Below are 14,362 nucleotides of genomic sequence, written 5' to 3'. Positions count from 1 at the left end.
AATTATTATTTGTTAATAGTATACTCCCGCAACTTTCTAAAATCAATATAAGAATCAGTATTTCAATAATAATTAATATTTCAAAGAATAAAGCTTCACAATAATACGTCTCACTCCGCATTACCACTACGTTTATAAAATAATATCAATTTTGAATACAACTTCACAAATTCACCAATAATATATTTAGAATTTTCATTCATGAATTTAACTCCATTTATAATTATAATAAAAATTTCAAAGTCAGAATTGTTTAATATATTCTTAAGCAAAAACAAATATTTTGTTAATAGGATTTTCATTAATTTATATTAAAATAAAAGTATCATTTTTATAAAGATAAGATACAGCTTAAATTCTTCAAAAAAGAAGTGAGCCATATGGCTCACTTCTTTTTTATTTAAATATTAAACTTTTATCTTCCCTAATCTACTTTCTATTATTTCTTGAACGATTTGAATTTCTTTAGTTGTTAAGTAAAAATTATATTCTTTTGCAGTATCTTTAAAGCTATCTTCTATGACTTCTATAATCTTTTTATTATTCTTAACATACTTCCTATCATCTTCTTCAAAGACCATTCCTTGATTTAATATAAGCCTCTCTATCATAACGCTTATATGAATATATAAAAGCATCCTAAGATCTAATGAAAATACTTTTTTAAACTTTCTTTCCATTTTACTTATTATTATATCAACTTCATTTATTATCTTATTTGGATTTAATATAGTTAATTGATTTATTATATTTTGAAGTGAGAACATCTTTGCAATGTCTCTTCTTATAATCTTAATATGCTCTTTATCCAAAAACTCTAATAATAATTTTTCAAGCTTTCTATCTGAATCAGAATTTATTAGACTTTCTAATAAGATGCAGTTTATACCGTCTATTTTCAGATTGGTTGTACTTATTATAAGCTTTACATCATACTTCGAAAAAATTTCATCATCAATTCCTTTATTAGCTAGACTTCCATATTCATAAGGGATTATATCGATATCTACATCCCCTATACACTTTAAAAGTAATTCTTTTATTTTTACAGAAGTACCTATTCCAGAAATACATGTTGTAAGTATAGCTTTCTTTTTCTTTTTACCTTTAATAAGTCTACATTTTGACTTTTCTTCTTTTTTTATGTAGTCAATTATATCTGGTATGCCTTTCCCATCTATCATCTTCTCTGCAATATTTATAGCAACATTTGTTGTTATATTATTTATAACTCCAATATCCCCCTGTACTATATCCTCTAAATCACTAGCGATAGACAGTAGCGATTCCATATCAACTAAAACTATTGTATCTTCCTCATTATCTACTGATTTTATATATTCCTTTATTATTCGTACAATCTCTTCCTTTGGCATATTTATAGGTATATCAAATGTATTAAATATAAACTCTCCAAAGTATTGATTTACTGTACTTGCAATACTACTTGCAGTTGAATACCCATGAGCAATTATTAAGGCATTCACCTTTAAATTATTATTTTTCATTGTAATTAAAATATATAGTGTTATAAAAAGCTTAGTATTAAAACCTATGTCACACTCCATATTATTTTTAATATTTAAGGTAAGCTTATTTACCATTATGTATTCTTTAGATAACTTTCTATTTAATATTTCTTGAAGTTTCTTTTTCTCTTCCTCTGACCATACAGAATTTAGACATTTATGTTTCATAAAAAATAAGATTATTCTACTGAATACTTTAGCAGTATTCCCATAATATTTAAGTCCATAATTATCATGAACTATTTCAAGAGACTTGCTAATTATATTTAAATATTCTTTCTCCAAAATATCATTTTTAGCAGGATTTTCACTATATACAATACTGCTTAAACATTTATTCATTATTATGCTAATCTCTTTTCTAATTTCTTTTAAGCTTAATCTATTTTCATCATATTCTATAAGTAAATTACTTATAGACATAAATTCATTATATATAACTCCTTCAATAGATCCATCTTTTATTTCACTACTCTTTTTATTTCTATACTTATTTAAAGTCTCTCTGTGAATAAATTGTACAGGTCTACTTTTTATTTTGATAACTTTATCTTCTGCTACTAAAACGTTTAAATAATGGCTAACAACATTTCTTCTTAAATTTAATCGTTCTGATATTTCAAGGGTTTCTACTCCACCACTTCTATTAGATTTAAATGCTTCATCTGTTAGTTCTGCTAAACATATCTCAATTTTTTCTTTATTACTCAATTTTGTCCCCCCATTATACTACGGTTAAATCTATACTTTATTTAAATTATTATTTTAATTTAATCCTTTTCATTTGAAATTATATCATCTATCAAGTAAAATATACAGTGCTTATTATATTAAATGATAAATCCTTAAGTCTTACTTCGCATAACTATATATATATACAATTAACACTCTAATATTATTATAAATTAATCATATGTAAACTTCTTATAAGCTTTTAAACCTTCATATTCAGAATAAAAAATTAATTTTAATAAAAATAAATAGGAACATAATGTTTCTTATATTCTTAAAAATTAAAAGATTATAAAAAATATTATGCTCCTAAATAAGCTATAAAAGTTCATTCTATAAACAAAACTTATTTAATACTTCTTTTCTTTTCTTCCAGTCTGGCATTACCTTAGTTAAAACCTCATAGAAAGCTTTACTATGATTTGCTTCAACTAAATGGGCAAGCTCATGAGCTATTACAAATTCAATACACTCCATTGGTGTTTTCATAAGTTCACTATTTAGAGTTACTCTTTTCTTTACTGGATTGCAAGATCCCCATCTACTTTTCATTTTTCTAACCTTTATATCAACATGTGGAATCATATAAGAACCAAATTTCTTAAACATACTTCCATATATAGATGTGAATACCTCTAAGCAACTCTCTCCATACCACTTGCTTAAAAGTGTATTAACTCTTTTCTCATTATCCTTATCTTTTAAAAATACATAAATATCATCTTTTCCTCGCTTTACATATTCTTTTTCACTCTTAACGGCTTTAACTTTATATACCTTTCCAAGATACCAAATACTATCTTCGCTAGTTCTATCCTTTTCTTTTTGAATTGATTCTCTTCTCTCTTTAAACTTCTCTCTATGTCCTATTATCCAAGGCATTTTTCTCTTTAAGAAATCTATAATATACTCTTCATCAACCCTAGGATTTGCTGTTACTATAGTTTCTCCTGTTCCTTTAACTCTAAGGTTTATATTCTTTACATTTTTTCTTATAAGAGTAAATGTAATAATCTCACCATTATGAGTTATGTTAAGCTTTTTCATTTTCTTCTCCTAATAATATATAAATTTATTTTCATTTATATATTATAACTTTAGATAATAATTATCAATAAGCAGTAATTATTAAAACTTTGGAAACTTTTAAATTATAAAATAAAAATAGATATAATGCTTCCACTATATCTATTTTTCTAATTAACTTATCATTTTCTCTTCTATATATTGAAGATTCTCTATCCCAGCTAAACTTCTAACTTCCATTAACACTTCAAGGCTATCATAATTGCACTTTTTAGGTGTATTTAAAAATAGCTCTATAAGTTCATTTTGGAAATTTCTAGTTATAGTGCTATCTTCTTTTATCATTGCTATTACTTTTTCATAAATCTCTTGAAGTTCAAACATATCTAAATCAAAGTAATGCTCATTAAAACAATCAATTAAGTAGCTGAAATACTCTTCCTTTTTAGATACCTCTAAATCATAATTTATAGCAATTTCTTTTGCCCTTTTTCTAGTATCTCCTCTATTAAGAATGAGCTCAAGAACCCTCTCTTTAAATAGATTTTTAAGCTTTGGATATTCTTCTAAATATTTAGGATACTTGTATACTTTAAATTCTTCAACTGATGATTTATCTGTATTTTTTAAAGCATCTCTTAATCCTCCATAAGTATTTACTTCCTTATTTTGAATTATATCTTTCATAATAGAATTTAATACCCTAAATTCATTTTCATCTAATGATTTCTTGTCTATTAATTCAAGCCTTAAATGTAAAAAATACTTTATTAAATTAACTATATTCTTTTCATTTATAATTAGCCTTCCTTTATCATTAGTAACAATCTTATCATTCTCAAAAAGCTCCCTATTCCTGCATACATACTCCTTCTTATAAGGAACTAAATCTTCTAAATTCTTAGGCAATATTACTCCATTTATATATTTAAATGAATTCGCTCTAAAATCAACTATCATGCTTCCATTTAGTATTAGTCCTTGTTGAAGTTTTATAAGATTTAGTATATTTCTAATCTCTAGGCTAATTGTATCTTTCTTTTCTTTTTTTATATCTTCTATTTCATTATTTATAATTAAAATTTTTGAATCTATTTCTCTAAATCCTATACTAGCTTCTTTTAGATATTTTTTAATTATATTTTTAGAACCATCACTTTTAAATAGGTATCCCTTTGATTCTTCTTTATTAAATATTCCCTTTAGTATTACAAAATCACATACATTAGATGATTTTCTTCTTAAAACTCTCATATTTCCAAAGATATATAGAAGTTTAAGATTATCTTTATACTTATAATAATCTCTTATATATCCTTCAATCTTCTTAATCTCTTTATTTTTTGATCGTAATAGTGATATTAATTTTTTAACATAATCCTTATCTTTGTAGAATTTACTCTCTATCTTTTTTAATACGATAGCTAAGACTTCTGGATCATCTTTTCCTTTTTGTATAGTCTTTAAAAATTCCTCATCACTATTAAAACATTCTTTAAGGGCAAGAGTTTTGGAAAGTGCACTATCTGAATTTCCATTTAAGAAATTTTTTACTATACAAGTTTCATTCTCCTTACTTCTATAGATATTATAATTTTTTTCTCTAAAGCTTATTGGAAGATCTTTTCTCTTTATCAGAAGCTCATATATATCTATTTTTTCATCATTTGGAAGTTCATTATATATTGGAATTATAAGCTTATTATAAGCATAATTATTTATGAAACTTCCGTTTATAATAAGCTCTTTTAATATAGGAATATACTTATCTTTTCTTTCCATCTTCTTATATTCTTTTAATATAACAACTAAAAGATCCTGCTTCTTATTTTTAATTACTCCCTTAGTTACAATCTCTAAAATGTCATCATCTCTACATACTTCTGCAAGACCATCTCTCATTATAAAAGTTCCTAAGAATTCTATATTTAAAAGATTATTTTCTATAATTCTCTTAAGACACTTGTTTTCATCCCGTGTAGCTAAGTTAACAATATAGTATTTCAAATAAGATATATACTTCTTTTCATCTCCATTTTTTATATAAAAATCTATTATATTCTCAAGTATCTCTATCCTTTTAGAATCTTCAATACCTTCGCCAATATTATTTAGGTAATTTTCTAATGTTATAATCTTATCTAAATTCTTTTTAGTGTAAGAATCCATTACATTTTCTATATAATATCTATAAACTACTCTACTATAATTACTTAAATCTCTTATTACTGTTTTATACTTTACACAAATATATCTCTTATCCTTATCTTTTCCCTTTGTAATAATTTCTTCTAATATATTTACTAAAGCATCCCTTATATAAATACTTCTTTTATAATAATCTTCTGAGTATTCTAAAAGCTCTTTCCAATCTATTAATATATTCTTTCTGTAGGCTTTAACAAGTAAATTTCTATCTTTAATTTGTATACCATAATCCTTTAAAGGTATTCCCCTATTTTTAAGCTCTCTACATACAATAATTAAAGAATTTACATCATTATTTCTCCTATAGAAATCAAATATTATCTTTAATAGCTCGTCATTATACTTAACATTATCAGAATATAGAATAATATTTAAAATCTTATCTAATGATTTCTTATTATCTGACCTACTATATAGAATTATTAATCCATGTATAAATTCTTCATCAACAACCTTAAGCTTAACTTTAACATTTATTAATGCAGCATTAAGTTCTTCATCACTGGAGCTACCTATTCTTAGGTATCTTAATACATCTCTTGTATTTTTAGTGACTAATCCTTTCTTATACATATCTTTAAGTGGTTCTATAATATCCTTTAGAAGTATTCCTTTCTTTTTTAGAAGTTCCTCACAAAACATTGAAAGCTTGATATTCTCTTTGCTTAAAGACCTACACCTTTTTATTATTTTAATATAAGTATTTATACTAAGCTCATTATTTAATATAGCTGGTGCTTTCTTTGTAATTTCTAATATATCATCAACTCTTTTTATTCCATTTACTATCTTTAATAGATTCTCTTCACTTCTATTAAAAAATAAAATCTCTTCAAGTTTTATAATATTATTTTCGTTGGAACTTCCATCTATACATTCAATAGAAAATGAAAATTCTCTAATATCATAATCTGTATATATAAGAATTGTCTCTTTAAAACTGTATTCTCTAGTAAGACCTTTTGGAATATCAACAGCTATCTTAACTTTCTTTTCATCAATAGTATTAAATACATCACACTTTATAATTTCATTATGATCATTATGAATAACTCTTATATCATAAAGTGGCCCATCACTTTCATACTTAACTTCAAATCTTTTATGAAGTCCAATATCTTTTTTGTAATACAAAACTTTATCTTCTAAGGAAGTACTTTCTTTATAGCTAAAGGCATCATCTGTTGTAATTTCCTCATAATCTCTATAAATCATATTACTCATAAAGCCCTCCTACTCACTTGCTCTAGACCTTATAGCCTCTTCTAAATCTCTATTAGAAAATACCATTTTTATTTCAATCTTTCTTTGATCCTTAGTCTTTTCAATATCTTCCTTAGAATACTCTTTTTTATCTCTATCTTTCTTATCTGGATTAGTTTCAAATTCTGACATACCAGCGGCTTTAAACTTTCCTCCAAATTCATTTTCTAAAGGACTATCCATCGGAACCATAGCATTTAAAAAGCTCATAGCACGTTCTGTAGAAAGTTTTCTATTTGAAATTGTATCTCCTGCATAATCTGTATGTCCTACAACCTCTATATACTCAATTTCAGGTGCTATTCCTTTTTCATTTAAAAGTAGATAAAATATCTTATTAAGCTGATTTGCTAGAGTTTTTCCTTCATCTTTTAATATCCATTTATCAGTATCAAAGAATGTTTCTGTATTTAAAACCATCTTTCCTTCTTCTCTATCAAAGTACATAATATATTCATTGACTTCATTCTTATCTAGATTCTCTTGAATTGAATTATAAATCTCTTCTCTCTTTTTAGATATATTATCTACGAATAGAGAAGAAACTGTCATAGATATAATCATAAGGAAGAAGAAAACTAATGTAGCTGCTGTCATTACATCTACAAAAGAAGGCCAGTAAGATGGACCCTCTTCCCTAGTCCTATACTTTCTGCTTCTTATCTTCATAAAGCTTCGCCTCCCCTACTCATCACTAGTTGCAGCTACCCATTCATTTGTTGCACGAACAAGTTCCCCAACAGTTCTTGTATTGTAGCTTAAGCTTTCTGTTGCCTCTTCAATTCCTCTAATTGATTTTTGAAGTTTATTTGATATTTCCTCTGAAATATTTGCAAGTTCCTCTCTTAATACCTTAGATATAACTTCTCCTATTCCTTCTCTTAACATTTCTACATTAGATACAAAGTCATTTATGCCAGATTCAAAGCCTGCATATCCTTCTCTTAAGCTTTCAATTTGCTCACTTGCACGACTATTACTATCTTCAATTGATTTATTGATATTCTCTGTTCCACGTATAAGCTCTCTATAGCTCTTATCTAAACCTTCTTTATAACCTCTAAACTCTTCATTTATAAGCTCGATAGATTCCTTTTCTCCTTCTATACTCATATCAAGCTTATTTAATACTTCTGATAAAACATCTATCTTATCAGAAAGTCTAGTTACTGAAGTATTCATAACAAATTCTAATTTTTCAGTTGTTATATCAAAATCATCTATTGAAGACTTAAACATATCAATTGGCTCTTTAAAGTTATCAACTGATTTATTAAGGGATGATATAACCATTTCTAAATCCTTAGTGTAATTAGATAAAACTTTTGCAGACTCAGTCATATCGATAGTATTTTTATTTATGTTTGAAACTAGTTCATCAATTCCTTCTTGGAATAATGATCTCATCTCTTTAGTTAATGTAATCATAGAAGCTGATATAGTATCATTAAATCTTTCAAATTGAGTTACAAAGCTAAAAGCATGTTCACTATATAAAATATTATCTAAATAATCTTCAACATCATCATAGAATTCTTCCTTTTCTCTTTTTACCATTTGTATTACAGAATTTAAAACAAGTGACATTATTACACCAAAGATACTTGTCCAGAAGGCACTAGCCATACCTTGTAGTGGCACCCCCATCTTATTTAAAAATACATCCATGGTTTTAATTCCAGACTCTAACACACCATTAGTTGAGTGAATTGCGACAGTCAGACCTAAAAATGTTCCAAGAATACCTAATGCAATAGAAGTAGATGGTAGTAAATGAATTACTCTTTCATTAATATTTATATATTTTCTTAAATTTTTCTCCATAAGGACTTCAGTATTAATATTCTCTGTTCCTTTGCTTGCACTCATTTTAAATTCTTCTGATATTTCATAAAGTGCTGTCCCCTTAAGATCCTTCTCTCCTGTATCTTCATTTATAACTATGCTACTTTCAAATTCCTCCCTTAACCCTTCATAATTTCTCTTAAGTTTAATACTTAAATATACTCCATAACTTCCAAGAGCTAAAATAACAAATATAACAGCCCACCCTAGTATTCCTTGACTTATCATTGAGCCAAAAATTTCTGAAATAACGTTCAAATTATACCCCTCCAAAAAACTTAATATTACTGTATTTTTATTATTTTATATCTTTAAATATTCTAAATTTCTAATTACTAATTATATTTTAAGAATTATATCTTCATAATTTAAAGGTTATCTCTTTATAGCGTTACATTTTTATAAAATTTAGAGCTCATTTGATGACTTTTGGGAGTAATAGGAAACTATAAAATAAAAGACCTTTTAAATAGTTTTATTAAAACTACCTAAAAGGTCTTACTTTAAAAACTTATATTAATTTATTACTCTTCTTGCATATCCTATCTTGTTCCAAGGTACACTCGCAATTCTTACAGTTTTTCCTGTACTAGGTGCTTCTATCCATTGTCCATTTCCTATATACATACCAATATGTTCCTTACTAGAATAAACTAATAAATCTCCTGGTTTTGCACTATTAATATTTACAGCTGAACCTGCTTTTACTTGGTCATAAGTAGTTCTACCTATGTTAATTCCAGCTTGTTTAAATCCCCATTGCATAAGTCCAGAGCAATCAAAACCTGTTGATGGTGACGATCCTCCATAAAGATATGGCTTACCAATTTGAGATTTCATAGCACTCAAAACTTTATTGTATTTAGAAGATGTGTTATTTGTATTTTGTGAATTTGAACTACTACCTGAAGTTTTTTGTACATAATCTGCGTTTACATATCCTAAAGAACCATTATACTCTACATAGTACCAGTTTCCACTTTTACTCTTTAATTTAACTTGAGAGTTGTATGGAATAGTTGTTATTAATCCTGAGCCTGTAGATGCGCCTTTTCTTAAATTTAATCCACTTCTTGCTGTAACTTTTCCATATCCATTTATTTGAGTTTGCGTATTTGAATTGCTGCTTGAATCTTGTGAATTAGAGCTGACACTTGAAGTCTTTTGAACATAATCATCGCTTACATATCCATAAGAGCCATTATATTCTACATAATACCAACTTCCACTTTTGTTCTTTATATTGACTTGTCCATTATATGGGATAGTTCTTATTATCCCTGAACTTGTAGATGCACTCTTTCTTAAATTTAACCCACTTCTTGCTGTAACTCTTCCAGTTCCAGTTGTTTGAGTTTGTGCATTTGAATTACTTCCTGAATTACCACTTGAAATTTGATTTATATAACTATCACTTACATAGCCCTGAGTACCATTGTATTCTATATAGTACCAACTTCCACTTTTACTCTTTATATTGACTTGTCCATTATAAGGAATAGTTCTAAGTATTTGTGAACTTGTAGTTGCACTTTTTCTAATATTTAGTCCACTTTTTGCTGTAACTTTACCAATTGATACAGAGCTTCTCTCCGCATTAAACTGAGTTGCATTAGCTTGTGTAGCGTTAGGTGTAATTGCAATTGCCGAACAGAATATAGTAGCTATAGCCAGTATTTTACTTACTTTTCTTTTTATCATATTTATAAATCCTCCAGTTTTTTTATTGCTTTTGTATTTTTTTTAGTTAACATAAAAAGAATTTAATTTATTTTCAAGTCTTATTTGTCAACAAAATATGATATTTGTTAACATTCTATAACATGATAGTTACATTTTCAAATATTGGCCCTAATTTCCTACATTGTCTATTTATATTTTCATTAAAAACATTTAACATTTTTGATATTTTGATAAATTAAATAAGCCTAGTACAATAAATTCATTGTACTAGGCTTATTATTTTAGCTGTTAAATATTTTTTATTTTCTGAATTTAATATCAATTTCCCTTATTTAGCTCCTTCGCAAGCTTTTTAAGTCCATCTAATCTATTATCATTAGATTTTATTAAATTACCATCACCTTTTTCTAAAATTTTCATAGCAGATTTTGCTTCACTTTTAGTAGATTTCATATGCTTTTCTGCAAGCTTATAATAGTAATGACTCTTAGATCCATCAGCCTTAACTTCTCTACCACCTTTAGAGTAAATTATACATAAAATCATTGCTGCATGTACACTTGCAAATGATTCTGCTCTTTCAAATAAAGAAATGGCCTTTCTAATATTTTTATCAAAGCCATTTTTACCTTCTAAAAAATTATATCCTTGTCTAATTAATTCATCACAATCATCAATAGCTAAAAATTCTTCCATCTCTTCTACTTCAGCTTCATATATGCCATATTTCTTTTTATCTCTTTTATGAAGTCTGTTTGTTATTGATTTTTCTATCTTTTTAAATGGTACCCAGTCCATTCTCGTCATCTCCTAGTTTTATCAAATTTCTATTTAACAGCTATGTATCTAAATTATTAAATTTAATTTTAGCTATTTTATTGATAATTCTAATTTATTAATTATAGGTATAAAAAGTATGTATCATTTACTATGATAATACTTTAATTCGTAAAGGCTATTAACTATCTGTTATCATTTAATTAACATTTATAGTTATATCAATTTATTATTTTTACTTCTTATATAATAATATATTAAATCGAATCATAGTTAGCTGTTACACCCTTAACAACCTAGCTATGGTTTCTTCTTATTTTCTCGAAATTGATATTAATTATCATTAATGATATACTTCTATATTAGAGTTTAGAAAACTTATATTAGGAGGACATTAAATTGGATACAAAAGATAAGTTCCAAAGCTTGATTATAATTATTATAGCTTTTATTGGTATTTTTATTGGACAATTAGACTTTATATCTAATCTATCTGATAAGCTTATCATGCCATTTCTTACATTAATGCTATTTTTATTATTTCTTCAGATTCCCTTTGGAAACATAAAGACTTCTTTAAAAAATATAAAATTCACTTCTACAGCAATAATAATAAATTTTATAATAACACCTATGCTAATATTTATATTAGGTAAATTATTTTTAATTAATGAAGCTGATTTATTAATTGGATTTGTTATGCTTACTGTTACCCCTTGTACTGATTGGTATTTAATCTTCACAGAGATAGCTAAAGGGAACACTGCTCTTGGTGCATCTCTTCTTCCATTAAACTTTATACTTCAAATTGTATTACTACCTTTATATGTATTATTAATATGCGGTACAAGTATTAAGTTTAATTCAATAGAACTAATAAGTAGTACTATAATAAATTTAATTATTCCTCTTATACTTTCTATAATAATTAGAAATATAATTATTAAGATTAAAGGATATACATATTTTAATGAAACAGTATCAAAAAAATGTTGCAGCCTTCAAGGATGGTTTTTAAATTTAGCTATACTTTCAATGTTTGCATCACAAGGAAAGGTATTTTTATCACATCCAAGCATATTTTTAAAACTACTAATTCCTTTATTACTATTTTTCTTTATAGTATTCTTACTTGGGCAGTTTATTGGGTTCAAGTTAAATATGCCCTATGAAGATACAGCAGCTTTAAATTTAACTACATTAGCTAGAAATTCACCAATAGCTCTTGCAATTGCTGTAGCTTATTTCTCTGATAGACCTATGATTGCTGTTGCCCTTATAGTTGGACCACTTATTGAGATTCCAGTTTTAATGGCTGTATCTAGAATATTATTATTTAAGCAAAGTAGACAAAAAGAGTGTACTTAAAAATCGCAAAAACTACTTCAATTAACATACTTATTATTTAAGACTTACGAATACAAATAAATAGTAATTTAAAAATAATGCTGCCCAGCAATTAATTTTATCTAATTGCTAGGCATCATTATTTTAGTTTTTATATTAATTTTCTTATTTTATTTTTTCAATTATTTTTCTAGTTTCAGTAATATAGTTTTTCGTTTTTGATATATTACCCTTTACAATTCCAAGATATAAAATATCAATTAATGTTAAAGCTGACATTCTTGACGCTATAGCCCCAAGTCTTAGTTCCTTTTCTTCATTTGGTATATAAAGACACATATCAGCATTTTTTGATAACGTACTACTATTATATTTTGTTATAGCAATAGTTTTAGCACCATTATTTTTAGCTTCATTTATGGCAATATTAATTTCCTTTGTTTCACCGCTGTAGCTTATTCCTATAGCTACATCATCTTTTTCTATATGAGATGCAGTAGCAAGTTGTATATGAGAATCATGGTTATATATTACATCTTTTTTTATTCTAAGTAATTTATACTGAAAATCTAAGGCAATAAGTCCTGATGCACCAACACCATAAAGATATACTTTTTTTGCATTAGCTATAGTATCTATTGCATTATTTACTACATCAATATTTATAAGCTTACATGTCTGCTCTAATGTATTAATATTAGATCTTATAGCTTTTTTTATCATGGTTTTTGTATCATCATCTTCACTAATCATCTCGCTAAAATCTACTATTTCCTCTTCATTTTCCTTTGCAAGTTCTACCTTTAAAGCAGTAAAGCCTTTAAAGCCTAACTTTTTTGAGAATCTAACTATTCCAGCTGGTGATACAGATACCTTATCTGCAAGTTCTTGTGCTGAAATATTAATTACCTCATCTTTATTTGAAAGAATATATTTACCTATCTTTTTTTCAACATCTGTAAATCCATTCATTCCTTGTCTTATAATATATAAACAACTCATATTTCATCTCCTAATTTCATTTGTAATACTAAAGTACCTTGTACTCATCATTTTTTAATGCAATTATGGCCGCTCCTATATCCGCTGTATATTTTGGAGGAATTAAAACACATTTTTTATCTAATAATTCTATTAATGGATTTAAAATAAATTCTCCTGATTTAAATACGCCACCAAGATAAGATACTTTTATATTATAACCTTCAAAATCTTTCATTAATAGATTTATCAATTCTGAAAGTTCCTTTGATGCAGAATTGAATATATTAATTGCATTTTTATCTCTAAGCTTTGCTGCTTCAAAACAAACCTTTGAAAATTTTGCTACTTCCAACCTATCAGCTTTTATATCCTCATTAATATATTTAATAATATCATAGTCATTTGATAGAGCTAACATTTTCTTAATTATCTCATATATATGTGTTTTTTCCAATCTTCCATCAGCTTCTTTAGAGAATGTCTCTATAATTCTTTTACCTATCCAGTAAGCAGACCCTTCATCCCCTATAGAATATCCCCAGCCTCCACATCTCTTATACTTATCACCTATTTTAGATAATGCTATAGATCCTGTTCCTGAAACTATAACTATACCATCTTCTCCATTTAATGCTCCAGCTAAAGCTATCTCAACATCATTTCTTAAAGTATATTTAAAATCCTTAAATACTCTTTCTACAACTCTTTCAAGACCTTCTCTATCCTTCTGTATATTTCCATACCCTGCAATCCCAATACCTACTCCCTTTATCTCATCTACACTTATACCACTTTCAAGTAATACTTCATTTAACCCATCTCTTAAAACATTTTCTACTCCATCCAAGCCAATCTGTTTAAAATGGGATGTACCTTTTTTTATGGATTGAATAACCTCTACATTTTCATTTATTATTGTAAATTGTGTTTTGGTGCCACCACCATCTATTCCTAAATAGTACATATAC

10 protein-coding genes are annotated in these 14,362 nt (G+C 26.5%); 1 reads left to right on the top strand and 9 read right to left on the bottom strand.

Annotation, left to right across the window (positions count from 1 at the left end):
* Positions 1-407: 407 nt before the first annotated feature.
* From K5V21_RS00905 to K5V21_RS00875, 7 genes are all read right to left on the bottom strand, one after another.
* Positions 408-2,240: a PRD domain-containing protein gene (locus tag K5V21_RS00905; RefSeq protein ID WP_221858365.1), complete on the bottom strand. Its 1,833-nt coding sequence runs from the start codon at positions 2,238-2,240 to the stop codon at positions 408-410.
* A 354-nt stretch (positions 2,241-2,594) separates the two neighbouring features.
* Entirely contained in the window at positions 2,595-3,308 is a 714-nt protein-coding gene (locus K5V21_RS00900) for a M48 family metallopeptidase (RefSeq protein WP_221858364.1), read from the bottom strand.
* 153 nt (positions 3,309-3,461) lie between these two features.
* Positions 3,462-6,719 carry a hypothetical protein gene (locus K5V21_RS00895; protein ID WP_221858363.1) on the bottom strand — a complete coding sequence of 1,086 codons (3,258 nt, stop codon included), beginning with the start codon at positions 6,717-6,719 and terminating at the stop codon, positions 3,462-3,464.
* Between the two features lie 9 nt (positions 6,720-6,728).
* Positions 6,729-7,427, bottom strand: coding sequence for an OmpA/MotB family protein (locus tag K5V21_RS00890; RefSeq protein WP_221858362.1), 699 nt, complete (start codon positions 7,425-7,427; stop codon positions 6,729-6,731).
* A 15-nt stretch (positions 7,428-7,442) separates the two neighbouring features.
* Entirely contained in the window at positions 7,443-8,861 is a 1,419-nt protein-coding gene (locus K5V21_RS00885; RefSeq protein ID WP_221858361.1) for a hypothetical protein, read from the bottom strand.
* A 258-nt stretch (positions 8,862-9,119) separates the two neighbouring features.
* Positions 9,120-10,304: a C40 family peptidase gene (locus K5V21_RS00880; RefSeq protein WP_221858359.1), complete on the bottom strand. Its 1,185-nt coding sequence runs from the start codon at positions 10,302-10,304 to the stop codon at positions 9,120-9,122.
* A 300-nt stretch (positions 10,305-10,604) separates the two neighbouring features.
* A complete protein-coding gene (locus K5V21_RS00875) occupies positions 10,605-11,084 on the bottom strand; it encodes an SEL1-like repeat protein (protein WP_221858357.1) in 480 nt (159 codons plus the stop codon).
* Between the two features lie 378 nt (positions 11,085-11,462).
* Between K5V21_RS00875 and K5V21_RS00870 the strand changes: the two genes are divergently transcribed.
* Complete coding sequence (locus K5V21_RS00870) at positions 11,463-12,431, top strand: arsenic resistance protein (protein ID WP_221858355.1); 969 nt, start codon at positions 11,463-11,465, stop codon at positions 12,429-12,431.
* 144 nt (positions 12,432-12,575) lie between these two features.
* On the opposite strand, the gene K5V21_RS00865 is transcribed toward K5V21_RS00870, so the two are convergent.
* On the bottom strand, positions 12,576-13,412 hold the full coding sequence (locus K5V21_RS00865) for a MurR/RpiR family transcriptional regulator (protein ID WP_221858354.1): 837 nt from the start codon (positions 13,410-13,412) through the stop codon (positions 12,576-12,578).
* Positions 13,413-13,440: 28 nt separating this feature from the next.
* Complete coding sequence (locus tag K5V21_RS00860; RefSeq protein WP_221858353.1) at positions 13,441-14,358, bottom strand: N-acetylglucosamine kinase; 918 nt, start codon at positions 14,356-14,358, stop codon at positions 13,441-13,443.
* Positions 14,359-14,362: the final 4 nt, after the last annotated feature.

Source organism: Clostridium sardiniense (assembly GCF_019753795.1).
Taxonomy (GTDB): Bacteria; Bacillota; Clostridia; order Clostridiales; family Clostridiaceae; genus Clostridium; species Clostridium sardiniense.
This window is presented reverse-complemented; position numbering and strand designations above follow the sequence as displayed.

What these genes read in the sequence shown, in the direction of transcription:
- K5V21_RS00880 (WP_221858359.1), bottom strand. Translation starts at nt 10,304, where the DNA reads ATGATAAAAAGAAAAGTAAGTAAAATACTGGCTATAGCTACTATATTC.
- K5V21_RS00860 (WP_221858353.1), bottom strand. Translation starts at nt 14,358, where the DNA reads ATGTACTATTTAGGAATAGATGGTGGTGGCACCAAAACACAATTTACA.
- K5V21_RS00900 (WP_221858364.1), bottom strand. Translation starts at nt 3,308, where the DNA reads ATGAAAAAGCTTAACATAACTCATAATGGTGAGATTATTACATTTACT.
- K5V21_RS00875 (WP_221858357.1), bottom strand. Translation starts at nt 11,084, where the DNA reads ATGGACTGGGTACCATTTAAAAAGATAGAAAAATCAATAACAAACAGA.
- K5V21_RS00865 (WP_221858354.1), bottom strand. Translation starts at nt 13,412, where the DNA reads ATGAGTTGTTTATATATTATAAGACAAGGAATGAATGGATTTACAGAT.
- K5V21_RS00895 (WP_221858363.1), bottom strand. Translation starts at nt 6,719, where the DNA reads ATGAGTAATATGATTTATAGAGATTATGAGGAAATTACAACAGATGAT.
- K5V21_RS00890 (WP_221858362.1), bottom strand. Translation starts at nt 7,427, where the DNA reads ATGAAGATAAGAAGCAGAAAGTATAGGACTAGGGAAGAGGGTCCATCT.